The sequence below is a fragment of the Nocardioides oceani genome (assembly GCF_030412965.1).
Taxonomy (GTDB): domain Bacteria; phylum Actinomycetota; class Actinomycetes; order Propionibacteriales; family Nocardioidaceae; genus Nocardioides; species Nocardioides oceani.
Genome location: NZ_JAUHJQ010000006.1, coordinates 163,460 through 188,933 on the forward strand (window position 1 = coordinate 163,460; position 25,474 = coordinate 188,933).

Below are 25,474 nucleotides of genomic sequence, written 5' to 3' on the forward strand. Positions count from 1 at the left end.
CTGGACCCCGTGACCCGCCGCGACTGCCTCCTCGCCGCCCTCGTCGCCACGGTGTGGGGGTTCAACTTCGTCGTCATCGACTGGGGGATGGGAGAGGTCCCGCCGCTGCTGTTCTGCGCCGTGCGGTTCGTGGCCGTGCTCGTGCCGGCCCTGTTCCTCGTGCAGCGCCCCGCCGTCCCGTGGCGCACCCTCGCGCTGGTCGGGGCGACGATGTCGCTCGGCCAGTTCGGCTTCCTGTACCTCGCCATGGCCGCCGGCCTGCCGCCCGGGCTCGCCGCGCTGGTGCTCCAGGCGCAGGTCGTCTTCACGATCGTCATCGCCGCCGGGGTGCTGCGCGAGCGGCCGACCGGCGCGCAGACCGTCGGCGTCCTGGTCGGCGCCCTGGGGCTGGTCGTCGTCGCGGCCGGCCGCGGCGGGCACGTGCCGCTGACCGCCCTCGCCCTGTGCCTGCTCGGCGCGCTCTCGTGGGGCATCGGCAACGTCGTCTCCCGCGCGTCCGGCGCGCCGGGCGGGCTGGCCCTGACCGTGTGGTCCGCGGTCGTCGTGCCCGTGCCCCTCCTCGCGCTGTCGCTCCTCCTCGACGGTCCCGCGGCCGTCGTGGACGGGCTGGCCGCCTTCGGGTGGCAGGCGGCCGTCTCCACCCTCTACACCGCCGGGCTGGCCTCGCTGGTGGGCTACGGGGTCTTCAACACCCTGCTGTCCCGCAACCCCTCGGCCGCGGTCGTCCCGTGGGTGCTGCTCGCCCCGGTCGTGGCGACAGCGTCCGCCTGGCTGCTGCTCGGCCAGGCGCCCAACGCGGCCGAGAGCACCGGCGGCGCGCTGCTCGTCGGCGGGGTCCTGGTCGCGCTGCGCCGACCGCCCCGGCCGGCGCAGGCGCTCGCCGTCGCGGCTCGTGATGCCCAGCGTGCGCCGGAGCGCACGCTCAGCATCACGAGGCGGTGAGGAGGGGCGTCAGCCGCGCCCGGACTCGGTGTACGCCGGCCCGCCGCCGAGGTTCGCCACGGCGGCGCGCAGCCGGCGGGCGGTGAAGTCCGCGCAGAGCCGGTCGGCCTCCTCGAGGGTGCAGAACTCCGCGGAGCGGATCTCGCGGGCCTGCTTGACGATCCGGTCGGTGATCGAGGCGTCGTGGACGCCGCCGTCGAACACCAGGCACAGCGCGTCGTCCCAGCCGCTCCACGGCGGCAGCCAGTCGGTCAGGAGCAGCGGACCGGGCGGCACCTGCAGCCCGAGCTCCTCCTCGACCTCGCGGCCGACCGCGGTCTGCGGCGACTCGCCGACCTCGACCACCCCGCCGGGCAGGTCCCAGTCCTGCTTGTAGGTCAGCTGGCACAGCAGCACGCGGCCGTCGGGGTCGCGCAGGAGCATCTGGCCGATGGCGCGCTTGCGGGGCAGGAAGGAGTTGAGCAGCGCCCGGAAGCCCTCCGGCTCCGAGGTGGGTACGTCGGTGGCCAGCCGGGCGTAGAGGATCCGGTCGACCGGCGCGCCGTCGACGGTCACCCCGCGCATGATCCCCTCGCGGCGCATGCCCGACCAGGTCGCGGTGCGCTGGCCGGTCTCGTCGGCGGGGTCGACGAGGGCCTCGACCCGGGCGTGGGTGGTGAGGGCCTCGGCGACCTCGCGGCGGACGACGTCGACGGGCTCGTCGGGCAGCCAGGAGATCCGCGCGACGCCCTCCGCGACGGTGGTCACGGTCGTCGGCTGGTCGGTCACGGCATCACCCTAGGGGCTGGCCGGTGACCGACCCCGCCGACCGGGTCGGCGCCGGCTCAGCCGAAGTCCGCCTTCCGGATCATCGCGTGGATGCCCGTGGTCCGGTCGACGACCTGGGAGACCTGGAAGTCGGTCGCGGCGGAGAGGTAGGCGTAGGCCACGGGTCCGGGCATCCCCTTCTCCTCGACGAGGAACGCCAGCGCCTGCTGCACGGCGTCCTTCATCGCCAGGTCCAGGCTGGTGGCGTTCGCGCCGCCCTCGGGGCCGTCGGGGTCCGAGAGCCCGATCGGCACCCAGAAGTCGGGGGTCTCGGCGAACGGGTGGTCGAAGGCCTGCTGCGGCACCTGCCGGCTCCCGGCCTTGACGACCGAGAGCCGGAGCGTGGCGCGCAGCGATCCCTCCATCGCGGTGAGCGCCACCTCGCCGTCGCCCTGCGCCATGTGCGGGTCGCCGGCGAAGAACAGCGCGCCGGCCACCTGCACCGGCAGGTAGAGCGTGGTCCCGACGACGAGGTCGTTGATGTCGAGGTTGCCGCCGGCGTACGTCGGGGGCACGGAGTCGACCATCGCGTCGGTGTCGCGCGCGACGCCCATCAGGCCGAGGAACGGCGACAGCCCGAACCCGACGGGTACGTCGCCGGGCAGCCGCGCGCGCAGGCCGTGCTTCGAGGAGCGCCGGACCGAGGCGAAGACGCTGATGTTGCCGCCCTCGTTGACGTAGGCCGCGTTGGCCGGGTCCTCCACGAACTGCTCGGGGTAGGTGCCGGGCAGCGCGCCCTTGCCGTGCCGGTTGGAGATGACGCCGTAGGGCACGCGCAGCGGCAGCGCGAGCACCTCCACCTTGAGCACGTCGCCGGGGTCGGCGCCGCGCACCGCGATCGGGCCGGTGACGACGTGCGGGCCGGGCCCGGCGTGCGGGGAGCGCGCGGCGACGGCCACCGCGTCCCGCAGCACGTGCTTCTCGGGCACGCCGAAGGTCTCGAAGTACTGCCGCGGGTCCTTCCCCTGGTCCTCGAGCAGCCCCTCGTGGGAGATCGTGTCGAGGGTGACCACCGAGCCGGAGTCGACGACGGCGACCGGGGTCGCGGTGCGGTTGGGCAGGTGGCCCCACCAGACCTCGTCGGGGCGCGAGCGGACGTAGCGGCCGCGGATCCGGCCCTGCCCGGGCTGCAGGATCGCCACGCCGCGGCTGCTGGGTGCGGCGTACGCCGGGGAGCCGGCGGCCCCGGTCAGCGCGGCGCCGGCCCCGACCGCGCCGGCGGCGGTCGCCCGCAGCACGGCGCGGCGGGCCAGGGCGGAGGCGAGGGTCGAGGTGGAGGAGGCGGCGGGTGAGGTGTCCATGCGGAGCACCCCACCAGCGCCGCGTGCCCGCCACGCTCCGCCCGCGTTGCGGGCCGGTTACACCTGGCGGCGGAACCAGACCGTGGCGAGCGGCGGCACCACGATGTCGGCGTGCGCGGGCTGGCCCTGGTGCTCGCCGGCGACCGCGGTGATCGCGCCGAGGTTGCCCACCCCGGAGCCGGTGTAGGTCTCGGCGTCGGTGTTGAGCACCTCCTCCCACACCCCCTCGGCGGGCAGGGCGAGCCGGTAGCCGTCGTGCGGCACGGCCGAGAAGTTCGCGACGCACACCAGCTCCGGCGCGTCGTCGCCGTCGGGCACCCGGCGCACGAAGGAGAAGGTGTTGCGCCCGGCGTCGTTGGCGTCGATCCACTGAAAGCCGGCGGGATCGTGGTCGGCGGCCCACAGGGCGGGAGAGCCGGTGTAGACCCGGTTGAGGTCGCGCACCAGGGAGTGCACGCCGCGGTGCTCGGGGTGGTCCATGAGCCACCAGTCGAGCTCGCGGGACTCCGCCCACTCCGACTCCTGGCCGAGCTCGGCGCCCATGAACAGCAGCTGCTTGCCGGGGTGGGCCCACATGAAGCCGAGGTAGGCGCGGAGGTTCGCCAGCTGCTGCCAGCGGTCGCCGGGCATCTTGCGCAGCAGCGAGCCCTTGCCGTGGACGACCTCGTCGTGGCTGATCGGCAGCACGTAGTTCTCCGACCACGCGTAGACGAGCGAGAAGGTCATCTCGCCGTGGTGGTGGGCGCGGTGGACCGGCTCGTGGGCGACGTACCCCAGCGAGTCGTGCATCCAGCCCATGTTCCACTTGAAGCCGAAGCCGAGCCCGTCGGCGCTGGTCGGCCGGGTCACGCCGGGCCAGGAGGTGGACTCCTCGGCGATGGTGACGATGCCCGGGACGCGCTTGTAGACGGTCGCGTTCATCTCCTGGAGGAACTGCACCGCCTCGAGGTTCTCGCGGCCGCCGTACTTGTTCGGCGTCCACTCGCCCTCCTCGCGGGAGTAGTCGAGGTAGAGCATCGAGGCGACGCCGTCGACGCGCAGGCCGTCGGCGTGGAACTCCTCGAGCCAGTAGACCGCGTTGGCGTAGAGGAAGTTGCGCACCTCGTTGCGGCCGAAGTTGAAGATGTGGGAGCCCCACTCCTTGTGCCAGCCGCGCTGGGGGTTGGGGTCCTCGTACAGCGGGGTGCCGTCGAAGCGCGCCAGCGCCCACTCGTCGGTGGCGAAGTGGCCCGGCACCCAGTCGAGGATGACGCCGATGCCGGCCTGGTGCAGCCGGTCGACGAGCAGCTTGAAGCCGTCGGGGTCGCCGAAGCGGGAGTCCGGCGCGAAGTACGACGTCACGTGGTAGCCCCACGAGCCGCCGAACGGGTGCTGCATGACCGGCATCAGCTCGACGTGGGTGAAGCCCAGGTCGGAGAGGTACGCCGGCAGGTCGTCGGCCAGCTCGGCCCACGACCAGAAGCGGCCGTCGGGGTGCTTCTTCCACGACGCCAGGTGCATCTCGTAGACCGACATCGCCTCGGCGACCGGCCGCTTCGAGGGCCGCTCGGCCATCCAGGCGTCGTCGCCCCACTCGTGGGTCGACTCGTAGACCAGCGAGGAGGTCGCCGGCGGCTGCTCGGACCAGGCGGCCAGCGGGTCGGCCTTCTCCCGCCACTCGCCGTCCTGGCCGAGGATGGCGTACTTGTAGGCCGCGCCCGCGCCGAGGCCGGGCACGAAGAGCTCCCAGACACCGGAGCTGCCGAGCTGCCGCATCGGGTGCTCGCGGCCGTCCCAGCTGTTGAAGGAGCCCTTGAGCCGGACGCCGCGTGCCGAGGGCGCCCACACGGCGAAGGACGTTCCCGAGATCTCGCCGGCGTAGTGGTGCACCCGCGCGCCGAGCACGGTCCACAGCTGCTCGTGTCGGCCCTCGTTGATCAGGTGGAGGTCCACCTCGCCGAGCGTCGGCAGGAAGCGGTAGGGGTCGTCGACCTCGACCGGCTCGCCGTCGTAGGCCACGTGCACGCGGTAGTCCGGGACGTCCTCGACCGGCAGCACGCCGGCCCAGAAGCCCTCGTACTCGTGCTCCAGGCGGGTCTCGCCCCACGCGCCGGTCACCGTGACGCTGGAGGCGAGCGGCTTGAGCACGCGGACGGTCACGCCGCCCTCGTGGGGGTGCGCGCCGAGCACGCTGTGCGGGTCGCCGTGCCCGCCGCCGAGGAGGAGGTCGAGCTCCTCGCGGGCGACCTCCTTGACGGAGGGGGAGGGGGAGGGGGAGGGGGTGCTGGGCGTGGTCATGAGGCTCCGATCCGTGCGACGGCCTCGAGCGGGATGGACACCCAGCCCGGCCGGTTGCGGGTCTCGTAGACGGTCTCGTAGACGGCCTTGTCGGCGACGTACGCCGCCAGCAGGACCTTCGCGTCCTCGCTCGGCTCGCCGTCGGCGTAGGCCGTCAGGAAGTGGTTGCGGTTGCGGTGGGCCCACTCCTCGGCCCGGTAGGCCAGCTGGGCGGCGGCCTCGGCGTCGGCCTCGCTCAGGTCGACGCTCTGCTTCTCGACCACGCGCGGGGCGTAGTCGAAGGAGCGCAGCATCCCGGCGACGTCGCGCCAGGGGCTGTCGGGCTCGAGGCGCTCGGCGAGCGGCTTGGCCGGCTCGCCCTCGAAGTCGACGATCTTCCAGCCCTTGGCGGTGCGCAGGGTCTGGCCGAGGTGGAGGTCGCCGTGGACGTGCTGGACGTCGACCCCGTCGAGCGCCGCCACCGCGTCGTACGTCGCGCGCAGGGCGTCGGCGTGCTGGGCGAGCTCGGGCACGACCTCCAGCGCGGCGTCGAGCCGGGTGCGCATGCCGTCGGCGAGCGCGCGGACCGCCTCGGGCCCCCGTCGCTCGGCGGGGAAGTGCTCGCGCAGCAGCGCGTGCACCTCCTTGAGGGTCAGGCCGAGCCGCTCGGACTCGCCGGCGAAGTCACCGCCGACCTCGTGGGCGTGGAGGTCGCCCTCGGCGTAGAGGTCGCGCACGCTGGTGAGCGCGAGGTCCCACCCGTCGGTGGCGGTGCGCAGGAACTGCTGCAGCATCGCCAGGTGGTACTCCTCGCCGGCGGCGTCGGTCCACGACATCCAGCCGTAGAGCGCGGCCACGTCGGTCGAGCCGGCCCGGGTCAGCGCCTCGTGCACGGTGACGTCGGGGTTCGCGCCCGCCGTCACCTTGCGGAAGAGCTTCATGATCGAGTCCTCGCCGAAGGCGACGGAGGAGTTCGACTGCTCGCCGGTGAACAGCGAGGCGACGCCCTCGGGGTCGAGGTCGTGGCCCGGCAGCCGGTGGAAGGTGAGCCCGGTGGCCCCGGCGACGGGGGAGTCGGCCGCCGCGACGAACGAGCGGAGCCAGCAGGCCATCGCCTCGCGGTCGTGCAGGGCGTCGTAGGCGTGCACCCAGCCCAGGCCCGGCTCCTCCCACCACCCGATGAAGGCGTGGTCCAGGCGCGTCTCGGCCTCGGCGTACAGCGCCAGCGGCACCTGGTAGGTCTCGGTGCCGCCCTCGCTGTCGCCGTAGGTGAGCTCGACGAGGTGGTCGACGACGGCGGGCCCGGCGTCGACGCAGCCGGGCACCTGCCCGATGCGGTGCACGGCGGTCACCTCGAAGGGACGTCCCTTGCCCCCGAACCAGCGGGTCTTCTCGAGGTACTCGACGAAGACCTGGCGGTCGAGGTGGTCGGCGGTCGGTCGGTCCAGCGGGTTGTCGCTCACAGCAGCTGTCCCTCCTCGGCGTTCTCCGGCCTGGTGAGGCGGAACCAGTAGAAGCCGTAGCCGGTCATGGTCAGCAGGTACGGGAGCTCGCCGATCGCGGGGAACGGCACGCCGCCGAGCAGCTCGACCGGCACCATCCCCTCGAAGCGCCGCAGGTCCAGCTCGACCGGCTGCGGGAAGCGGGAGAGGTTGTTGACGCACAGGATCACGTCGTCCTCGCCGTCCTGGGCGTGCTCGCGCACGTAGGACAGCACCGAGGGGTTCGAGCCGCCGAGGTCGGTGAAGGACCCGAGCCCGAACGCCGCGTGGTGGCGGCGGGCCTGGATCATCCGGCGGGTCCAGTGCAGCAGCGAGGAGGTGTTCTCCATCTGCGCCTCGACGTTGACCGCCTGGTAGCCGTAGACCGGGTCCTGGATGGCCGGCAGGTGCAGCTTGCCGGGCGTGGCCGAGGAGAAGCCGGCGTTGCGGTCGGGGGTCCACTGCATCGGCGTGCGGACGCCGTCGCGGTCACCGAGCCAGATGTTGTCGCCCATGCCGATCTCGTCGCCGTAGTACAGGACAGGGGAGCCGGGCAGGGAGAGCAGCAGAGCGGTGAACAGCTCGATCTGGTTGATGTCGTTGTCGAGCAGGGGCGCCAGGCGCCGGCGGATGCCGATGTTGGCCTTCATCCGCGGGTCCTTGGCGTACTCGCTCCACATGTAGTCGCGGTCCTCGTCGGTGACCATCTCGAGGGTCAGCTCGTCGTGGTTGCGCAGGAAGATGCCCCACTGGCAGCCGTGGGGGATCGGCGGCGTCTGCTCGAGGATCTCCGAGATCGGGAAGCGCGACTCGCGGCGCACCGCCATGAAGATGCGCGGCATCACCGGGAAGTGGAAGCACATGTGGCACTCGTCGCCACCGGACTCGAAGTCGCCGAAGTAGTCGACGACGTCCGCGGGCCACTGGTTGGCCTCGGCCAGGAGCACCTTGCCGGGGTAGTTCTTGTCGACGTACCGGCGGACCTTGCGCAGGAACTCGTGGGTCTCGGGGAGGTTCTCGCCGTTGGTCCCCGGCCGCTCGTAGAGGTAGGGCACGGCGTCGAGGCGGAAGCCGTCGAGGCCCATGTCGAACCAGAACGCGATCGCCTCGAGGATCGCGTCGTGGACCTTCGGGTTGTCGAAGTTGAGGTCGGGCTGGTGGGAGAAGAACCGGTGCCAGTAGTACTGCTGGCGGACCGGGTCCCAGGTCCAGTTCGACGGCTCGGTGTCGACGAAGATGATCCGCGCCTCTTGGTAGAGCTCGTCGGTGTCGGACCAGACGTAGAAGTCGCCGTAGGGGCCCTCGGGGTCCTCGCGGCTGGCCTGGAACCACGGGTGCTGGTCGCTGGTGTGGTTCATGACGAAGTCGATGATCACGCGGATGCCGCGCTTGTGCGCCTCGTCGAGGAACTCGTGGAAGTCCTCGACGGTGCCGATCTCGGGGAGGATGTTGGTGTAGTCCGAGACGTCGTACCCGCCGTCGCGCAGCGGCGAGGAGAAGAACGGCGGGATCCACAGGCAGTCGACGCCGAGCCACTCGAGGTAGTCGAGCTTCTCGATCAGCCCGCGGAAGTCGCCGGTCCCGTCCCCGTTGGAGTCGCGGAACGAGCGGACCAGCACCTCGTAGAAGACCGCGGTCTTGAACCAGTCGGGCTGGCGCGCGGTGTCGTCGGGGAACGGGTCCCCCTCGGGGGCCTGGCCCATCGGGCTCAGGTGCTGGGACGGGTCGGTCTGCTCCGGCGTGCTCGTCGGGGCGTCGGTCACCGGGTCCTCCTCACGGTCAGGACGTGCGCGGGCTCGTGGTAGGGGTCGAGCCGGACGTAGTTGTGCTGCGACCAGCTCCAGGCGTCGCCGGTGATCTCGTCGTGGACGGCGAACGACTCGCCCCAGTCCATGCCCATCGCGGGCAGGTCGAGGTGGACCGTCGTCTCCCGCGTGGCGTGGGGGTCGAGGTTGATCACCACGATCACGTCGTCGGGGGTGCCGTCGGCCGCGACCGCGTGCTTGCTGAAGGCGAGCACGTTCTCGTCGTCGGTGGAGTGGATGACCACGTTGCGCAGCAGCTGCAGCGCCCGGTGCTGGCGGCGGACCTCGTTGAGCCGGGTGAGGTACGGCGCGAGCGTGCGGCCCTCGCGCTCGGCGGCGTCCCAGTCGCGGACCCGGATCTGGTACTTCTCGGAGTCGAGGTACTCCTCGCTGCCGGGCTTGACCGCGACGTGCTCGTAGAGCTCGTACCCGGCGTACACGCCCCAGCTGGGGGACCCGGTGGCCGCCAGCGCTGCGCGGACCTTGAACGCCGCCGGGCCGCCGTACTGCAGGTAGGCGTGGAGGATGTCGGGGGTGTTGACGAAGAAGTTCGGCCGCATGACGTGGTCGGACTCGCTCGCCAGCTCGCGGAGGTACTCCTCGATCTCCCACTTGGCGGTGCGCCAGGTGAAGTAGGTGTAGCTCTGGTGGAAGCCGACCGAGCCGAGGCCGCGCATCATCGCCGGGCGGGTGAAGGCCTCGGAGAGGAACAGCACGTCGGGGTCGGTGCGGCGCACCTCCTTGAGCAGCCACTCCCAGAACGCGACCGGCTTGGTGTGGGGGTTGTCGACGCGGAAGATCCGCACCCCGTGGGCCATCCAGTGCTTGACGACGCGGAGCACCTCGCGGCAGATCCCGCTCGGGTCGTTGTCGAAGTTGATCGGGTAGATGTCCTGGTACTTCTTGGGCGGGTTCTCCGCGAACGCGATCGTGCCGTCGGCACGCGTGGTGAAGAACTCCGGGTGCTCGGTGACCCAGGGGTGGTCGGGCGCGGCCTGGAGGGCCAGGTCGAGGGCGACCTCGAGGCCGAGCTCGCGGGCGCGGCCGACGAAGGCGTCGAAGTCCTCGAGCGTCCCGAGGTCGGGGTGCACCGCGTCGTGGCCGCCGTGCTTGGAGCCGATCGCCCACGGCGAGCCGGGGTCGTCGGGCCCCGGGGTCAGGGTGTTGTTCGGGCCCTTGCGGTTCACCTCGCCGATCGGGTGGATCGGCGGGAGGTAGATGACATCGAAGCCCATCGCGGCGACCGCGTCGAGGCGCTTCGCGGCCGTGCGGAAGGTGCCGGTGGTGACCGTGCCGGTCGCCGGGTCCTGGGTGGCCCCCTCCGAGCGCGGGAAGAACTCGTACCAGCTGCCGAAGAGCGCCCGCTCGCGGTCCGCGTAGAGGGGGTAGGGGCCCTCGACGGTCACCAGCTCGCGCAGCGGGTGGGCCAGGAGGACGGCGTCGAGCTCGGGGGACTGGAGCACCGCGAGCCGGGCCGCCTCGGGGCGCGAGGTGTCGGTGCAGGCCTCGATGGCCGCGTCCACGACCTGGCGGGCGGCGGTGTCCTGGCCGTCGAGGTCGCCGCGGACGCGCTCGAGGAGCAGGCGGCCCTCGGTGAACATCAGCTCGGTGTCGACGCCGGCGGGGATCTTCAGCCCCGCGGCGTGCTGCCACGTCGCGACCGGGTCGGACCAGGCCTGGACCTCGAAGGTCCACGCGCCGCCCGCGTCGGGCGTGACCCACGCGTCGTACCGGTCGGGCACCTCGGCGTGCTTGGTCATCCGCACGGGGGGCCGGCGGGTGCCCGACGGGTCGGTGAGGACGACCTCGGCGCCCAGCTTGTCGTGCCCCTCGCGGAAGACCGTCGCGCGGACGGGCAGGGGCTCGCCGACGGTCGCCTTGGCCGGCTGCCGACCGAGGTCGACCACGGGCATGACGTTCATGACGGGGATGCGTCCGACCATTTCTCCAACCTAGTGGCGGGTCGCGGCGGGCACGCAAGTCGTGCCGCCGCGGTGTGCGGGCGGTGCCCGAGGGCTTTGGCTTCGGGGGGCATGTACCCACGTCGGCTCGAGCCGAACGGATCGGCCCGAAACGGTTGGAACGTTCAAAGAATCTCGCTAGCGTCGGCTCCGTGCGCGCCATCCGTCGATTCACCGTCCGTCCCGTCCTCCCGCCCGCGCTCGCAGCGCTCGGCGAGCTCGCCGGGAACCTGCGCTGGTCCTGGCACCCCGAGACCCAGGACGTCTTCGAACGCGTCGACCCCTCGCTGTGGCACTCGACCGGGCGTGACCCGGTCAAGCTGCTCGGCTCGGTCGGCCGCGCCCGGCTCGACGAGCTCGCGGGCGACCAGGGCTTCCTGCACGCGCTGGCCGCAGCCCGGGCCGACCTGCAGACCTACCTGACCGAGGACCGCTGGTACCAACGGCGCGGACCCGCCGGCGGCCCGTCCTCGATCGCCTACTTCTCCCCGGAGTTCGGCATCACCGCGGTGCTGCCGCAGTACTCCGGCGGCCTCGGCATCCTCGCCGGCGACCACCTCAAGGCGGCCAGCGACCTCGGTGTGCCGATCGTCGGCGTCGGCCTGCTCTACAAGCACGGCTACTTCAAGCAGTCGCTCTCCCGCGAGGGCTGGCAGCAGGAGACCTACCCCGTCCTCGACCCCGACGAGCTGCCCATCTCGCTGCTGCGCGAGGCCGACGGCTCCCGCGCGACGATCTCGCTCGCGATGCCCGACGGCCCCGACCTGGTCGCCCGGGTGTGGGTCGCCAGCGTCGGCCGGGTCCCGCTGCTGATGCTCGACACCGACGTCGAGGAGAACCCCGAGCACTACGTCGGGGTCACCGACCGGTTGTACGGCGGCAACTCCGAGCACCGGCTGCGCCAGGAGCTGCTGCTCGGCATCGGTGGTGTGCGCGCACTACGTGCCTACTCCCGGATCACCGGTCACCCTGCGCCCGAGGTCTTCCACACCAACGAGGGCCACGCCGGCTTCCTCGGCCTGGAGCGGATCCGCGAGCTCACCGTCGAGGACGGCGGCCCGCGGCTGGACTTCGACACCGCCCTCGAGGTGGGTCGCGCCTCGACGGTGTTCACCACGCACACGCCGGTGCCGGCCGGCATCGACCGGTTCCCCCGGACGCTCGTCGAGCAGTACCTCTCCGACGCCGGCCCCGTCCCCGGCGTCCCGGTCGACCGGATCCTCGCGCTCGGTGCCGAGGACTACGAGGGCGGCGACGGCTCGGTGTTCAACATGGCGGTCATGGGCTTCCGGCTCGCCCAGCGCGCCAACGGCGTCTCCCAGCTCCACGGGCACGTCAGCCGCGAGATGTTCAACGGCCTCTGGCCTGCCTTCGACGAGGCCGAGGTGCCGATCGGGTCGATCACCAACGGCGTGCACGCCCCGACCTGGGTGGCCCGCGAGGTCTTCGAGCTCGCCGGTGAGGTGGGCGCCGACCCCGACGACCTCGACAGCTTCTGGACCGCGGCCGACAAGATCCCCGGCCGGCGGATCTGGGACGTCAAGCGGCAGCTGCGCGAGCGGCTCGTCGCGGACGCCCGCCGGCGGATGCAGCGTTCCTACGAGAAGCGCGGCCACGCCCGGGCGGAGCTCGGGTGGATCGACTCCGCGCTCGACCCGGACGTGCTGACCATCGGGTTCGCGCGCCGCGCCGCGTCGTACAAGCGACTGACCCTGCTGCTGCGCGACCCGGCCCGGCTCAAGCGGCTGCTGACCGACCCCGACCGGCCGGTGCAGCTGGTGATGGCCGGCAAGGCGCACCCGGCCGACGACGGCGGCAAGAAGCTGATCCAGGCGATCGTCCAGCTGGCCGACGACCCGCAGGTGCGCCACCGCATCGCCTACCTGCCCAACTACGACATCGCGATGGCGCAGCCGCTCTACCCGGGCTGCGACGTGTGGCTCAACAACCCCCTGCGCCCCTACGAGGCGTGCGGCACCTCGGGCATGAAGGCCGCGCTCAACGGTGGGCTGAACCTCTCCATCCTCGACGGCTGGTGGGACGAGTGGTACGACGGCGAGAACGGCTGGGCCATCCCGTCCGCCGACGGCGTCGAGGACACCGACAAGCGCGACGACCTCGAGGCCGCCGCGCTCTACGACCTCATCGAGAACGAGGTCGCGCCGCGCTTCTACGACGTCGACGAGGAGGGCGTGCCGACCCGGTGGCTCGAGATGCTGCGGCACACCTTGAAGTCGCTCGGCCCCAAGGTGCTGGCGACCCGGATGGTCCGCGACTACACCCAGCAGCTCTACGTCCCGGCCTCGGTCAACGCCCGCCGGCTCAACGACGACTACGCCGGCGCCGCCGAGCTCGCGGGTTGGAAGCGCCGCGTCCGCGGCGGCTGGCCGGGCGTGCGCGTCGAGCACGTCGAGAGCAGCGGTGTGGGCGACGCCCCCGAGGTGGGCGCGGTGATGTCGGTGCGCGCGTTCGTCGCGCTCGGCGACCTCGCGCCCGGCGACGTCGCGGTGCAGCTCGTGCACGGGCGGACCACCAGCGAGGACGAGCTGCGCGACACCGCGGTGACCGAGCTGGCGCTCGTGGAGAGCTACGAGGCTGGTCGGCACCGCTTCGACGGCGACGTCACCCTCGACCACTCCGGCGCGTTCGGCTACACCGTCCGCGTCGTCCCGCGCAACGAGCTGCTGGTCTCCGCCGCCGAGCTCGGCGTCGTGGCGCTCCCGGCCTAGCGCAGACGCCCGCTGGTCGAGCAGCGAAGGCCTTTCCTGCTGGCTGAGCAGTGAAGGCCCGCTGGGGCCTGAGCGTGTCGAAGCCCGGTGAGGGGCGTAGGGCCGTGGGGACGGTCGCCGGGTTTCGACACGGCTCGCTGGCGCTCGCCTGCTCAACCAGCGGTACGGCGCGGCGTGTCCCTGCGGGTTGAGCAGTGAAGGCCCGCTGGGGCGTGAGCGTGTCGAAGCCCGGTGAGGGGCGCAGGGCCGTGGGGACGGTCACCGGGTTTCGACACGGCTCGCTGGCGCTCGCCTGCTCAACCAGCGGTACGGCGCGGCGCGTCCCTGCTGGTTGAGCAGTGAAGGCCCGCTGGGGCTTGAGCGTGTCGAAGCCCGGTGAGGGGCGTAGGGCCGTTGGGACGGTCACCGGGGTTCGACACGGCTCGCTGGCGCTCGCCTGCTCAACCAGCGGTACGGCGCGTCCCTGCGGGTTGAGCAGTGAAGGCCCGCTGGGGCTTGAGCGTGTCGAAGCCCGGTGAGGGGCGTAGGGCCGTGGGGACGGTCACCGGGTTTCGACACGGCTCGCTGGCGCTCGCCTGCTCAACCAGCGGTAGGGCACGGCGCGTCCCTGCGGGTTGAGCAGTGAAGGCCCGCTGGGGCGTGAGCGTGTCGAAGCCCGGTGAGGGGCGCAGGGCCGTGGGGACGGTCACCGGGTTTCGACACGGCTCGCTGGCGCTCGCCTGCTCAACCAGCGGTAGGGTACGGCGCGTCCCTGCTGGTTGAGCAGTGAAGGCCCGCTGGGGCCTGAGCGTGTCGAAACCCGGTGAGGGGCGCAGGGCCGTAGCCACGGTCACCGGGTTTCGACACGGCTCGCTGGCGCTCGCCTGCTCGACCAGCGGTAGGGCGCGGCTCGACCGGCGGGTCAGGCCTCGCGGAGGACGACGACGGTCCGGCGGCCGAGGGTGAGCCGGTCACCGGCCTTGGCCTCGGTGCCGACCGGCAGCCGGGCGTCGGTCGAGAGGACGACCTCGCCGTTCTGCACCCAGTCGTTCTCGGGCAGCTCGATCCGCTGGGGCAGCCAGGTGGCGTTGAACCAGAGCATGAAGGACTTGTCGACCTGCTGCTCCCCGCGCGGGCCGGGGGAGCGCAGCGGCGCGCCCGAGACGAACATGCCGATCGTGCGCAGGTCCGGGTCGTGCCAGTCCTCGGCCTCCATCTCGCGGCCCGAGGGGTGCAGCCAGGCGAGGTCCTTGGGGCCGCCGAGGATGGTCGGGCGGCCCTCGAACCAGTGCCGCTGCCGCAGCGCCGGGTGCTCGCGCCGCAGCCGCAGCGCCGCCTTCGTCACCTCGTAGACGTCGAGCCACGCGTCGTCGGGGCGCCAGTCGATCCAGGAGGTCTCGTTGTCCTGGCAGTAGGCGTTGTTGTTGCCGCGCTGGGTCCGCCCGCGCTCGTCGCCGGCGGTGATCATCGGCACGCCGTTGGACAGGCACAGGGTCGCCATCATGTTGGCGGCCTGCCGGCGGCGTACGCCGATCAGGGCCGGGTCGTCGGTCTCGCCCTCGACGCCGTGGTTCCACGACCGGTTGTTGTCGGTGCCGTCGCGGTTGTCCTCGCCGTTGGCCTCGTTGTGCTTGTGCTCGTAGGTCACCAGGTCGCGCAGCGTGAACCCGTCGTGCGCGGTGATGAAGTTGATCGAGTTGTACGGCGAGCGCCCGTCGTCGGCGTACAGGTCGCTGGAGCCGGCGAGCCGGGTCGCGACCTGGCGGATGCCGGGGGAGTGGTTGCGCCAGAAGTCGCGGATCTCGTCGCGGTACTGGTCGTTCCACTCCACCCACGGCGGCGGGAACTCCCCGACGCGGTAGCCGTCCATGGAGGCGTCCCAGGGCTCGGCGACGAGCTTGACGTGGCGCAGGACCGGGTCCTGGCCGATGGCGGTCAGCAGGTGGGAGCCCATGTCGACCTTCCGGTCGACCCGGGTGAGGGCCGACATGAGGTCGAAGCGGAAGCCGTCGACGTGCATCTCGGTGACCCAGTAGCGCAGCGAGTCGAGGATCAGGCGCAGCGCGAAGGGCTGGGCGGCGTCGACGGTGTTGCCGCAGCCGGTGACGTCCCAGTAGGTGTCCGGCGCCGGCTCGCCCGGCACCTCGCTGCCGACGCGGTAGTAGATCGAGTCGTCGAACCCGCGGAACGACAGGGTCGGCCCGAGCGCGCCCGCCTCCGCGGTGTGGTTGTAGACGACGTCGAGGATGACCTCGAGCCCGGCGTCGTGGAACGCCTTGACCATGGCCTTGAACTCGGTGACCTGCTGCCCGCGGTCGCCGGAGGCGGCGTAGCCGTTGTGGGGGGAGAAGTAGTTGAGGGTGTTGTAGCCCCAGTAGTTCGTCAGCCCGCGCTCGGCCAGGGCCGGCTCCGGGACGAACTGGTGGATCGGGAGCAGCTCCACCGCGGTGACGCCGAGGTCCTTGAGGTAGTCGACGACCGCGGGCGTCGCCAGGCCGGCGTACGTCCCGCGGAGGTGCTCGGGCACGCGGTCGTGCAGCGCGGTCATGCCCTTGACGTGCAGCTCGTAGATGACGGTGTCGCGCCAGCGGCGGCGCATCGGCTGGTCGCCGTCCCAGTCGAACTCGTCGTGGACGACGACGCCGAGCGGGACGTACGGCGCGGAGTCGGTGACGCTGCGCGTCCCGGGATCGCCGATGGTGTAGCCGAAGATCGCGGGGTCCACGGTCAGCGAGCCGGAGACCGCCCGCGCGAACGGGTCGAGCAGCAGCTTGTCGGGGTTGAACCGCAGGCCCGCGGCGGGGTCCCACGGACCGTCGATCCGGTAGCCGTAGCGGGTGCCCGGCGCCACGCCCGGGATCGCCCCGTGCCAGATGCCGAGAGTCTGCTCGGTGAGCCGGTGGCGGGTCTCCCCGCCCTCGTCGTCGAGCAGGCACAGCCACGCCGTCGTCGCTCGGGGGGCGTGCACGGCGAAGTTCGTCGCCTCCTCCGACCAGGTCGCGCCGAGCGGCCAGGCGCGCCCCGGCCAGACGGCGGCGCGCTCGCCTTCGCTCCTCCACATCCTCGGGCTCACCGGCCCATTGTCGCCGACCCCGTCCGGGACCGGTGCACAATGCCCCGACAGCACCACTCGGGATCGGACTCAGGGAGCGGCATGGCACGGATCAAGGGCCTCACCGGCGGCGCGAAGGCACGGGCACAGGTCGCCACGGCGCTGTGGACGCTGTTCGCACTGGCGGCCATCTTCCTGGCGGTCGGTGCGCTGTGCATCGCGCTGGACGCGAACCGCGACAACGCGCTGGTCTCGTTCGTCCTGGACGTCGCCGACGCGGTCGACCTCGGGATCTTCTCGCGCGACAACGGCATCAAGCAGTTCGACGGTGGCAACGCGGAGACGAAGAACGCGCTGTTCAACTGGGGCATCGGGGCGGTGGCGTGGCTCGTCGTGGGTCGCGTGGTCGAGCGCGTCGTACGCCCCTGAGCGGCGGCGCGCCAGGGCTGCGGGCTGTGAGGTAGTCCACCGCCGGCCTCTGTTTCGTGCATGTTGACGCGGCGGTAGCCTCACGAGCACATCCGAGTGCACAGGAGGGGCCGTCCCGGCCGACACCATGAACATTGTTGTCTGTGTGAAGTACGTGCCCGACTCCACTGCCGACCGGCAGTTCGAGTCGGACAACACCGTGGACCGAGTCGGCGTCGACGGGCTCCTGTCGGAGCTCGACGAGTACGCCGTTGAGCAGGCGCTGCAGCTGAAGGAGAAGAACGAGGGGAGCACGGTCACCGCGCTCTGCGTGGGGCCGGAGAAGGCCGTCGACGCGGTGCGCAAGGCGCTGCAGATGGGCGCCGACCAGGGCATCCTCGTCTCCGACGAGGCGATCGCGGGCTCCGACTACGTCGCGACCTCCCTCGTGCTGGCCAAGGCCGTCGAGAAGGCGGGCGCCGAGAACAAGGTCGACCTGGTCATGTGCGGCATGGCGTCGACCGACGCCTCCGGCTCGGTCGTCCCGGCGATGCTGGCCGAGCGGCTCGACCTGCCCCAGGTCACCTTCGCCTCCGTCGTGGAGACGCAGGGCGACCAGGTGCGGATCAAGCGCGACTCCGACACCGCCACCGAGGTCATCGGCGCGACGATGCCGCTGGTCATGTCGGTCACCGACCAGACCGGCGAGGCGCGCTACCCCTCGTTCAAGGGGATCATGGCGGCGAAGAAGAAGCCGCTGGAGACCTGGTCGCTCTCCGACATCGGCGTCGACGCCTCCGAGGTCGGCCTGTCGGTGGCGTGGACCGAGGTCACCGAGACCACGGCCCGCCCGCCGCGCACCGCCGGCGAGATCGTCAAGGACGAGGACGGCTCCGGCGCGACTGCGCTGACGGAGTTCCTCGTGTCGAAGAAGTTCATCTGAGGACCGGGGAGTAACGAGAGATGTCTGAAGTCCTGGTCGTCGTCGACCACGTCGACGGCGCGATCCGCAAGCCGACCTTCGAGCTGCTCACCCTGGCCCGCCGCCTGGGCGAGGCCTCGGCGGTCTTCTTCGGCTCCTCCGACAAGGGCGCCGAGGTGGCGCAGAAGCTCGGCCAGCACGGCGCCGAGAAGGTGTACGTCGTCGACGACACCGAGATCAAGGGCTACCTGGTGGCCCCCAAGGCCGAGGCGCTCGCCCAGCTGGTGGAGAAGACCTCCCCGGCCGGCGTGCTGTTCGTCTCCGGCTACGAGGGCAAGGAGGTCGCCGCCCGCCTCGCGATCAAGACCGGCTCGGGCCTGATCACCGACGCCGTCGACATCGAGGACGGCGGCGTCGTCACCCAGGCGGCGTTCGCGGGCAACTACACCGTCAAGGGCAAGGTCACCCAGGGTGTCCCGCTCATCACGGTCAAGCCCAACTCCGCCCCGGTGGAGGAGGTCGGCGCCGCCGGCACCGTCGAGGAGTTCGCCGCGACGATCTCCGACTCGGCCAAGAAGGCGCAGATCGTGGCCCAGCAGCCGCGCAAGGCGTCGGGTCGCCCCGAGCTCACCGAGGCCGCGATCGTGGTCTCCGGTGGTCGTGGCACCGGCGGCAACTTCGAGCCGATCGAGGGCCTCGCCGACGCGCTCGGCGCGGCCGTGGGCGCCTCGCGCGCCGCGGTCGACTCCGGCTGGATGCCGCACACCTTCCAGGTCGGCCAGACCGGCAAGGTCGTCTCGCCGCAGCTCTACGTCGCCAACGGCATCTCCGGTGCGATCCAGCACCGGGCCGGCATGCAGACCTCGAAGACGATCGTGGCCGTCAACAAGGACGAGGAGGCCCCGATCTTCGAGCTCGTCGACTTCGGTGTCGTGGGCGACCTGCACTCGGTCCTCCCGGCCGCCACCGAGGAGATCAACAAGCGCAAGGGCTGAGCTCCGCCTCACCCGCACGCGTACGACGGCCCGTCCGAGCACCTGCTCGGGCGGGCCGTCGCCGTTCCGCGGGTCAGCAGCGGCCGGGGGTGAGACGGGTGCCGATCTCGGCGCGGGCCGTCCCGGCGTCACCCCCGGCGCTCCGGTAGTGGACGTCGATGCCCTCCAGCACGAGGTCGCCGCGGGCCTGGGGCGCCGCGCGGAGGCCCAGCAACGGGAGGATGCGCTCGCCGTCGGCCACCTCGCGTCCGACGAGGGGTCCGCGGTCCGCCCACTCGGTCTTCTCGCGCAGCTCGGCGTTGCGCTCGATCGGCCAGTCGTCGCCGTACGCGATGCCGGGGCCGAAGGCGGGGTCGGCAGTTACGGTCACCACCTGCTGCCGGGGCAGGAACCTGAGGAGGCCGGTGTTCGGGACGACGTCGATCCCCGTGATGGTGACGTCGCCCTCGGCGACCAGGATGGGGTCGTAGATCGACAGCCGGTCCCCGGCGCGGAACCGCTGCACGCAGGCGACCGAGCTGCCCGGGTCCTCGGCGACCAGTCGCGACGGCGCCGCGGGGGTGGTGGTGGCGCGGTCCGACGGCGTCGAGGAGTCCGACGAGGTGGCCGCGGACGTCGGCGCGGAGCTGGTCGGTGCGGGGCCGTCGGTCGGAGTGGCGGGGTCGTCCCCGGAGCATCCGCCGGCGAGCAGGGCGAGGGCCAGGACGGGGGCGGCGTACGCGACGGGGCGAGGGGTCATGCGCAGTGCGTCCCCGGCCGGCGGCCTGTGGAAACCCCGGGCGCCGCACTGACTACGCTCGGAGCCATGAGCACCGGCACCACCGAGCACGACGTCCTCGGCCTCGCCGTCCGGGCGCGCGAGGCCGCGCGCGTCCTCGCGATCGCGACCCGCGCGGAGAAGGACGCCGCCCTGGAGGCGATGGCGGCGGCACTCCTGGCGCAGGCCCCGATGCTGCTGGCCGCCAACGCCGAGGACGTCGCCCGCGCCGAGGAGGGCGGCACGCCGCCGAACGTCGTCGACCGTCTGCGGCTGACCGACGACCGGCTCGCCGCCATGGCGCAGGGGCTGCGCGACGTGGCGGGGCTGCCCGACCCGGTCGGCGAGCTCGTCCGGGGCGGGACGCTGGCCAACGGCCTGGAGCTGCGGCAGGTGCGCGTGCCGTTCGGCGTCGTCGGGATGATCTACGAGGCCCGGCCCAACGTCACCGCAGACGCCGCCGGCATCTGCCTGAAGTCGGGCAACGCCGTGCTCCTGCGCGGCAGCTCCAGCGCGGCGGCGAGCAACGCCGCGGTCGTCGAGGTGCTGCGCGCCGCGGCGGCGTCGACGGGGCTGCCGGCCGACGTGGTCCAGCTGGTGCCGAGCGACTCCCGCGACACGGTCAAGGCGCTCATGCGGGCCCGCGGCCACGTCGACGTCCTCATCCCGCGCGGTGGGGCCGGACTGATCCGCTCGGTCGTCGAGGAGTCGACGGTGCCGGTGATCGAGACCGGCGTCGGCAACTGCCACGTCTACGTCGACCGGGCGGCCGACCTGGACCGCGCACTCGCGATCGTGCTCAACGCGAAGACGCACCGCACCAGCGTCTGCAACGCCGCCGAGTCGCTGCTCGTCCACGCCGACCTGGCCGCGACGTTCCTGCCACGGGTCGTCGTCGCGCTGCAGGAGGCGGGGGTGACGATCCACGGCGACGAGGCGTTCGCCGCGCACGACGGGGTCGTGCCGGCGACCGAGGACGACTTCGCCACCGAGTACCTCTCGCTCGACATCTCCGCCGCCGTCGTGCCCGACCTCGACGCGGCGCTCGCGCACGTGCGGCGCTACTCCAGCGGGCACTCCGACGCGATCGTGACCGAGGACCAGCGCGCGGCGCGCCGGTTCGTCGCGGAGGTCGACTCCGCGGCCGTGCTCGTCAACGCCTCGACGCGGTTCACCGACGGCGGCGAGTTCGGGTTCGGCGCCGAGATCGGCATCAGCACCCAGAAGCTGCACGCCCGCGGCCCGATGGGGCTGCCGGAGATGACGTCGACCAAGTACGTCGTCACCGGGGACGGGCACGTCCGCTGACCGCCCGCGCGCGGACGGCGGAGCCCCGGTAGGCTGGGCCCATGCTGAACGCGCTCGTCGTCCTCGCCGCTGCCGAGGAGTCCCACCACGAGGTCGACCACGCCCTGAGCTGGGGCGTCGGTGCGGTCGCCCTGGTCATCCTCCTCGGCATGCTCCTGGCCCTGGTGGCCTTCGGCGGCGGGCGCGAGCACAGCTGAGCACCATGACCGAGCGCCGACGCCGCGTCGGCGTGATGGGCGGCACCTTCGACCCCATCCACCACGGCCACCTCGTGGCGGCGGCGGAGGTGCAGGCGTGGTTCGACCTCGACGAGGTCGTCTTCGTCCCCGCCGGGGACCCCTGGCAGAAGTCCGACCGGGGCGTCTCGCCGGCCGAGCACCGCTACCTGATGACGGTCGTCGCGACCGCGTCCAACCCCCGGTTCACCGTCTCCCGCGTCGACATCGACCGGCGCGGGCCGACGTACACCATCGACACCCTGCGGGACCTGCGCGCCGCCATGCCCGACGCGGACCTGCACTTCATCACCGGCGCCGACGCGCTGGCCGACATCTTCACCTGGCGTGACGCCGAGGAGCTCTTCGCCCTCGCGAAGTTCGTCGGCTGCACGCGGCCGGGCTACACCATGGACGAGGCCACGCTGGCCTCGATCCCCGCGGACCGGGTCACCATGGTGGAGATCCCGGCCCTGGCGATCAGCTCCACCGACTGCCGTGCCCGCACCCGCCGCGGCGAGCCCGTCTGGTACCTCGTGCCCGACGGTGTCGTGCAGTACATCGCCAAGCACGACCTCTACCCACCGGACGCCCCGGCCGCCTCGCCGCCGGACACCACCCTCGGAGACTCATGACCGCCACCGACCACGCCCTCGAGCTCGTCCACGCCGCCGCCCGCGCGGCCAGCGACAAGCTCGCCCAGCAGATCATCGCCTTCGACGTCAGCGAGCAGCTGGCGATCACCGACGCCTTCGTCCTCGCCTCGGCCACCAACGACCGCCAGGTCAAGGCCATCGTCGACGAGGTCGAGGACAAGCTGCGCGAGATCGGCGCGAAGCCGATCCGCCGCGAGGGCGAGCGCGACGGTCGCTGGGTGCTCATCGACTACGGCGAGATCGTCGTGCACGTCCAGCACGAGGAGGAGCGTGCGTTCTACGCCCTCGAGCGGCTCTGGCGCGACTGCCCGACCATCGCGCTGCCCGCGGACGTCGTCTCGCACGAGCGCTGACCGTGGTCGCTGAGCCCGGGCCGCGGCGGCTGGTGCTGCTGCGGCACGGACGGACGGCGTACAACGCCGAGAAGCGGATCCAGGGCCAGCACGACGTCGAGCTCGACGGGGTCGGTCACGAGCAGGCCGCCGCGGCGGCGCCGTACGTCGCGGCGTACCGCCCGACCCGTCTGGTGACCTCCGACCTCGCGCGCGCCCGCCAGACCGCGGCGTACGTCGCCAAGGGGGCCGGCCTCGAGGCCGAGCACGACCCGCGTCTGCGCGAGGCGATGCTCGGCGAGCGGCAGACGATGACGCACGCGGAGTACGCCGCACAGGCACCGGCGGAGTTCGCCGCGTTCCTCGCCGGTGACTGGGACGTCGTGCCCGGCGGTGAGGGCCTGGCGTCGCTGCGCACGCGGGTCGCCGACGCGCTGCGCGACGCGCTGGCCGCCACACCCGCGGGGGAGACGACCGTCGCCGTCTCCCACGGCGGCGCCATCAAGGTGGGCGTGGCCGCGCTGCTCGGCTGGCCCGACGAGGCGGCCGCGTCGCTGCGCGCGCTGCGCAACTGCCACTGGCTGGTCCTCGAGCAGCGCCCCGGCACGGTCTCGGAGCCGGGTCGCGTAGTGCTCGCGGCGTACGGGGTCACCCCGATTTCGTCTTCGGAACCCCTATGAGTAACATTCTGCGAGCCGCCTGACGGGGAGACCCGGACGGCAGCGACCTGGGGCTGTGGCGCAGCTGGTAGCGCATCTGCATGGCATGCAGAGGGTCAGGGGTTCGAGTCCCCTCAGCTCCACCAGGAACCAAGACAGAACCCGCCGGCGTGGCCGTCGGGTTCTTCTGCTTTCCGGAGGCGGAGAGGCGACGCCTGACCGGCCCGGACCCCGGCGGGACGTAGGATCTGCGCCGTGGTGGACGCGGGAGTCGAGGCACTGGTCTGCGAGCCACCGGTCCTCGAGGGCCGCACCGTGTCGCTGGGGTACGCCGCCGTGGCGGGCGAGCGGCGGCTGCACGAGTTCACCGAGGTCGTCGAGCTGCCCGGGACCCTCGACCACGTCGACCCGGCCGTCCGCGACGGGGTGCTGCGGCTGCTGTCGCTGGCGGCGTCGCTGAGCTACGCCAAGGCGTTCGCGCCGGTGCCGGTCGCGGTGCCGGGTGGGGTGACCACGCGCGAGCGGCGGTTCCTGGTCGAGCTGGCCGGCAACGGCCTGGGGGAGTTCGCCTACGTCAACGACCTGCCCGCCGTGCTGGACACCGAGGTGCTGGGCCCGGAGCTGCCCGAGCCGGGGCCCACGGCCGGCCCCGGACCGGGCGTGCCCGAGCGGCTGCTCGTCGCCGTGGGCGGCGGCAAGGACTCGATCGTCTCCATCGAGGCGCTCCGCGCGGCCGGCCACGAGATCGGGCTGTTCTCGGTCAACAGCTACGCCCCGATCGAGGCGACCGCCGAGGTCGCCGGTGTCGCGCTGGCGACCGTGCGTCGCCGGCTCGACCCGCACCTGTTCGAGCTCAACGCGGCCGGGGCACCCAACGGCCACGTCCCGGTGACCGCGGTGAACTCCCTGCTCGCGGTGCTGACCGCGCTGGCGCTCGGCCACGACACGGTCGTGTTCAGCAACGAGGCCAGCTCGTCGTTCGGCAACGTCGCGTGGCACGGGCGCACGATCAACCACCAGTGGTCCAAGGGGCTGGACTTCGAGCGGCTGCTGCGCGACAGCCTGCCGGCCGGCGCGCCGACGTACGTCTCCCTGCTGCGGCCGGTGACCGAGCTCCGCATCGCCCGCCGCTTCGCCGACCACACGGCGTACCACCGCGTCTTCACCAGCTGCAACCGCGCCTTCAAGCTCCGCGAGAGCGACCGGACGTCCTGGTGCGCCGACTGCCCGAAGTGCCAGTTCGTCTTCCTCTGCCTGGCGCCGTTCCTCCCGCGGGAGGCGCTGCTGGACGTCTTCGGCGGGCGCGACATGTTCGCCGACGGGTCCCAGCTGACCGGGTTCCTCGAGCTGCTCGGAACCGACGGGCTGCTCAAGCCGTTCGAGTGCGTCGGCGAGCCCGACGAGTGCCGCGTCGCGGTCTCGCTGCTGCGCGAGCACCCCGACTGGCGCGACCACCCGTTCCTCGCCCGGCCCGAGCTGGCAGGCGTCACCGCGACCGCGGCCGAGCGGGACCGCGTCTTCGCCTTCCGCGAGGGCGAGCACCTCCTGCCACCAGCGCTCGAGACGGTCGCCCGTGCGGTGTGAGGAGCTCGCCGGCCGCTCGGTCGTCGTCTGGGGCGCGGGCCGCGAGGGCCGAGCCGCAGTCGCCGAGCTGGCCGCACGCGGCGTCCGAGCGACCGTCGCCCTCACCGGCGTCGAGGACGTGCCCGCCGACCTGCGCGACGTCGCGGTCGCCGGCCCCGCCGCGCTGGACCGCCTCGCCGCGGCCGACGTGGTCGTGAAGTCGCCCGGCGTGCCGCACACCGCGCCGGAGTTCCTGCGCCTGCGCGAGCTCGGCGTGCCGGTGACCTCGCTGACCGACCTGTGGCTGCACGACAACGCCGAGCGGGTCGTCGCGGTGACCGGCACCAAGGGCAAGAGCACCACCGCCGGCCTGGTGCACCACCTGCTCGAGGCGACCGGCGTCCCCGCCGCGCTGGTCGGCAACGGCGGCACGCCGGTCACCGTCGGCGACCGGTCGGGCGCGCGCGTCGCGGTCGCGGAGGTCTCGAGCTACCAGGCCGCCGACCTCACCTGCTCCCCGCGCGTCGCCGTCGTCACCTCGCTCTACCCCGAGCACCTGCCCTGGCACGGCGGCTACGAGCGGTACGTCGCCGACAAGCTCAACCTCGTCGCGCACGGCCCGGAGGTGGTCGTGGTGCCGGACCTCGCCGGCGACCTCGCCGACCTCGTGGCGGCCCGGCTGTCGCCGGCCACCCGGCTGGTCGACCCCCCGGAGCTCGGCCTCGCGGTCACCGACGAGGGGCTGGCCTGGTCGGGCGTCGGTGCCGTGCCCGCGGGCGAGGTGGCGCTACGCGGCCGGCACAACCTGGCGAACCTGGCGCTCGCGCTGGCCGCGGTCACGCTCCTGGAAGACGGCACCGACCGCTCGGCGCTGCTCGCGGCCGCGCAGACCTTCGCCCCGCTGGCGCACCGGCTCGAGGTCGTGCCGTCCGGGGACGGCCGGGTCTGGGTCGACGACAGCCTGGCGACAGCCCCGGAGTCGGTGGTCGCCGCGCTCGAGACGTACGCCGACCGGCCGGTCGTGCTCCTCGCCGGCGGAGCCGACCGAGGGCTGTCCTTCGCGCCGCTGGTGCACTACCTCGCGCGGCGCGACCCGGCCGCGCGCGTCTCGACGATCGCCGTCGGCCCGGCCGGGGCACGACTGGCGCGCGAGCTCGACAAGGTACGCCTGGCACCGGACTTCGCGACCGCGTTGACCTGGGCGTCCGGGACCGCCCAGGTCGAGGTGGTCCTCCTGTCGCCCGGAGCGCCGAGCTTCGACGAGTTCGCCAGCTTCGAGGAGCGATCGGCGGCGTTCCGGGCCGCCGCGGGTCGGTCCTCGACGGCCCCTTCCGGTCGGTAACCTC

At 72.6% G+C, this 25,474-nt stretch carries 20 protein-coding genes and 1 tRNA gene; 13 read left to right on the forward strand and 8 right to left on the reverse strand.

Going from position 1 to position 25,474, the window contains the following annotated elements:
* The first annotated feature begins 9 nt into the window (after positions 1-9).
* Complete coding sequence (locus tag QWY28_RS15395) at positions 10-942, forward strand: EamA family transporter (RefSeq protein WP_300953443.1); 933 nt, start codon at positions 10-12, stop codon at positions 940-942.
* A 9-nt stretch (positions 943-951) separates the two neighbouring features.
* On the opposite strand, the gene QWY28_RS15400 is transcribed toward QWY28_RS15395, so the two are convergent.
* Genes QWY28_RS15400 through QWY28_RS15425 form a run of 6 tightly spaced genes read right to left on the reverse strand, consistent with a single transcriptional unit; the run spans position 952 to position 10,535 of the window.
* Positions 952-1,710, reverse strand: coding sequence for an NUDIX hydrolase (locus QWY28_RS15400; RefSeq protein ID WP_300953444.1), 759 nt, complete (start codon positions 1,708-1,710; stop codon positions 952-954).
* Positions 1,711-1,766: 56 nt separating this feature from the next.
* The gene (locus tag QWY28_RS15405; protein ID WP_300953445.1) at positions 1,767-3,050 is read right to left on the reverse strand and encodes an acetamidase/formamidase family protein; all 1,284 of its coding nucleotides are present in this window, start codon (positions 3,048-3,050) and stop codon (positions 1,767-1,769) included.
* A 57-nt stretch (positions 3,051-3,107) separates the two neighbouring features.
* On the reverse strand, positions 3,108-5,327 hold the full coding sequence (glgB, locus tag QWY28_RS15410; protein WP_300953446.1) for a 1,4-alpha-glucan branching protein GlgB: 2,220 nt from the start codon (positions 5,325-5,327) through the stop codon (positions 3,108-3,110).
* Positions 5,324-6,769: a maltokinase N-terminal cap-like domain-containing protein gene (locus QWY28_RS15415; RefSeq protein ID WP_300953447.1), complete on the reverse strand. Its 1,446-nt coding sequence runs from the start codon at positions 6,767-6,769 to the stop codon at positions 5,324-5,326. Before QWY28_RS15415 ends, glgB begins: the two co-directional genes overlap by 4 nt.
* Entirely contained in the window at positions 6,766-8,490 is a 1,725-nt protein-coding gene (gene treS / locus QWY28_RS15420) for a maltose alpha-D-glucosyltransferase (RefSeq protein ID WP_300953540.1), read from the reverse strand. The genes QWY28_RS15415 and treS overlap by 4 nt, the downstream gene beginning before the upstream one ends.
* Positions 8,491-8,546: 56 nt before the next feature.
* Positions 8,547-10,535 carry an alpha-1,4-glucan--maltose-1-phosphate maltosyltransferase gene (locus tag QWY28_RS15425; RefSeq protein ID WP_300953448.1) on the reverse strand — a complete coding sequence of 663 codons (1,989 nt, stop codon included), beginning with the start codon at positions 10,533-10,535 and terminating at the stop codon, positions 8,547-8,549.
* A gap of 170 nt (positions 10,536-10,705) precedes the next feature.
* Here QWY28_RS15425 and glgP point away from each other — a divergent pair, with 170 nt between their 5' ends.
* Positions 10,706-13,282: an alpha-glucan family phosphorylase gene (gene glgP, locus QWY28_RS15430; RefSeq protein WP_300953449.1), complete on the forward strand. Its 2,577-nt coding sequence runs from the start codon at positions 10,706-10,708 to the stop codon at positions 13,280-13,282.
* 901 nt (positions 13,283-14,183) lie between these two features.
* Here glgP and glgX read toward each other — a convergent pair.
* On the reverse strand, positions 14,184-16,334 hold the full coding sequence (gene glgX / locus QWY28_RS15435; RefSeq protein WP_300953450.1) for a glycogen debranching protein GlgX: 2,151 nt from the start codon (positions 16,332-16,334) through the stop codon (positions 14,184-14,186).
* A gap of 81 nt (positions 16,335-16,415) precedes the next feature.
* Here glgX and QWY28_RS15440 point away from each other — a divergent pair, with 81 nt between their 5' ends.
* From QWY28_RS15440 to QWY28_RS15450, 3 genes are all read left to right on the forward strand, one after another.
* Complete coding sequence (locus tag QWY28_RS15440; protein WP_300953451.1) at positions 16,416-16,742, forward strand: hypothetical protein; 327 nt, start codon at positions 16,416-16,418, stop codon at positions 16,740-16,742.
* A 145-nt stretch (positions 16,743-16,887) separates the two neighbouring features.
* The gene (locus QWY28_RS15445; protein ID WP_439117260.1) at positions 16,888-17,664 is read left to right on the forward strand and encodes an electron transfer flavoprotein subunit beta/FixA family protein; all 777 of its coding nucleotides are present in this window, start codon (positions 16,888-16,890) and stop codon (positions 17,662-17,664) included.
* Positions 17,665-17,684: 20 nt separating this feature from the next.
* Entirely contained in the window at positions 17,685-18,638 is a 954-nt protein-coding gene (locus QWY28_RS15450) for an electron transfer flavoprotein subunit alpha/FixB family protein (protein WP_300953453.1), read from the forward strand.
* Between the two features lie 73 nt (positions 18,639-18,711).
* Here the strand turns inward: QWY28_RS15450 and QWY28_RS15455 are convergent, their stop codons facing one another.
* Positions 18,712-19,377 (reverse strand): hypothetical protein, encoded by a 666-nt coding sequence (locus QWY28_RS15455; RefSeq protein WP_300953454.1) that lies wholly within the window; start codon positions 19,375-19,377, stop codon positions 18,712-18,714.
* A 66-nt stretch (positions 19,378-19,443) separates the two neighbouring features.
* Between QWY28_RS15455 and QWY28_RS15460 the strand changes: the two genes are divergently transcribed.
* The 8 genes from QWY28_RS15460 (at position 19,444) to murD (ending at position 25,470) form a co-directional block, all read left to right on the forward strand.
* Positions 19,444-20,703, forward strand: a complete 1,260-nt coding sequence (locus QWY28_RS15460; RefSeq protein WP_300953455.1) for a glutamate-5-semialdehyde dehydrogenase — start codon at positions 19,444-19,446, stop codon at positions 20,701-20,703.
* Positions 20,704-20,744: 41 nt separating this feature from the next.
* Positions 20,745-20,900: a hypothetical protein gene (locus tag QWY28_RS15465; RefSeq protein ID WP_300953456.1), complete on the forward strand. Its 156-nt coding sequence runs from the start codon at positions 20,745-20,747 to the stop codon at positions 20,898-20,900.
* A 5-nt stretch (positions 20,901-20,905) separates the two neighbouring features.
* The gene (gene nadD / locus QWY28_RS15470; protein ID WP_300953457.1) at positions 20,906-21,553 is read left to right on the forward strand and encodes a nicotinate-nucleotide adenylyltransferase; all 648 of its coding nucleotides are present in this window, start codon (positions 20,906-20,908) and stop codon (positions 21,551-21,553) included.
* Positions 21,550-21,927, forward strand: a complete 378-nt coding sequence (gene rsfS / locus QWY28_RS15475) for a ribosome silencing factor (RefSeq protein WP_300953458.1) — start codon at positions 21,550-21,552, stop codon at positions 21,925-21,927. Before nadD ends, rsfS begins: the two co-directional genes overlap by 4 nt.
* Positions 21,928-21,929: 2 nt before the next feature.
* Entirely contained in the window at positions 21,930-22,586 is a 657-nt protein-coding gene (locus QWY28_RS15480; RefSeq protein ID WP_300953459.1) for a histidine phosphatase family protein, read from the forward strand.
* A gap of 49 nt (positions 22,587-22,635) precedes the next feature.
* Positions 22,636-22,711, forward strand: a tRNA-Ala gene (locus tag QWY28_RS15485).
* Positions 22,712-22,820: 109 nt separating this feature from the next.
* Positions 22,821-24,149 carry a MurL-like N-terminal domain-containing gene (locus tag QWY28_RS15490; protein ID WP_300953460.1) on the forward strand — a complete coding sequence of 443 codons (1,329 nt, stop codon included), beginning with the start codon at positions 22,821-22,823 and terminating at the stop codon, positions 24,147-24,149.
* Positions 24,139-25,470, forward strand: coding sequence for a UDP-N-acetylmuramoyl-L-alanine--D-glutamate ligase (gene murD, locus QWY28_RS15495; RefSeq protein WP_300953461.1), 1,332 nt, complete (start codon positions 24,139-24,141; stop codon positions 25,468-25,470). The genes QWY28_RS15490 and murD overlap by 11 nt, the downstream gene beginning before the upstream one ends.
* The last annotated feature ends 4 nt before the right edge of the window (positions 25,471-25,474 follow it).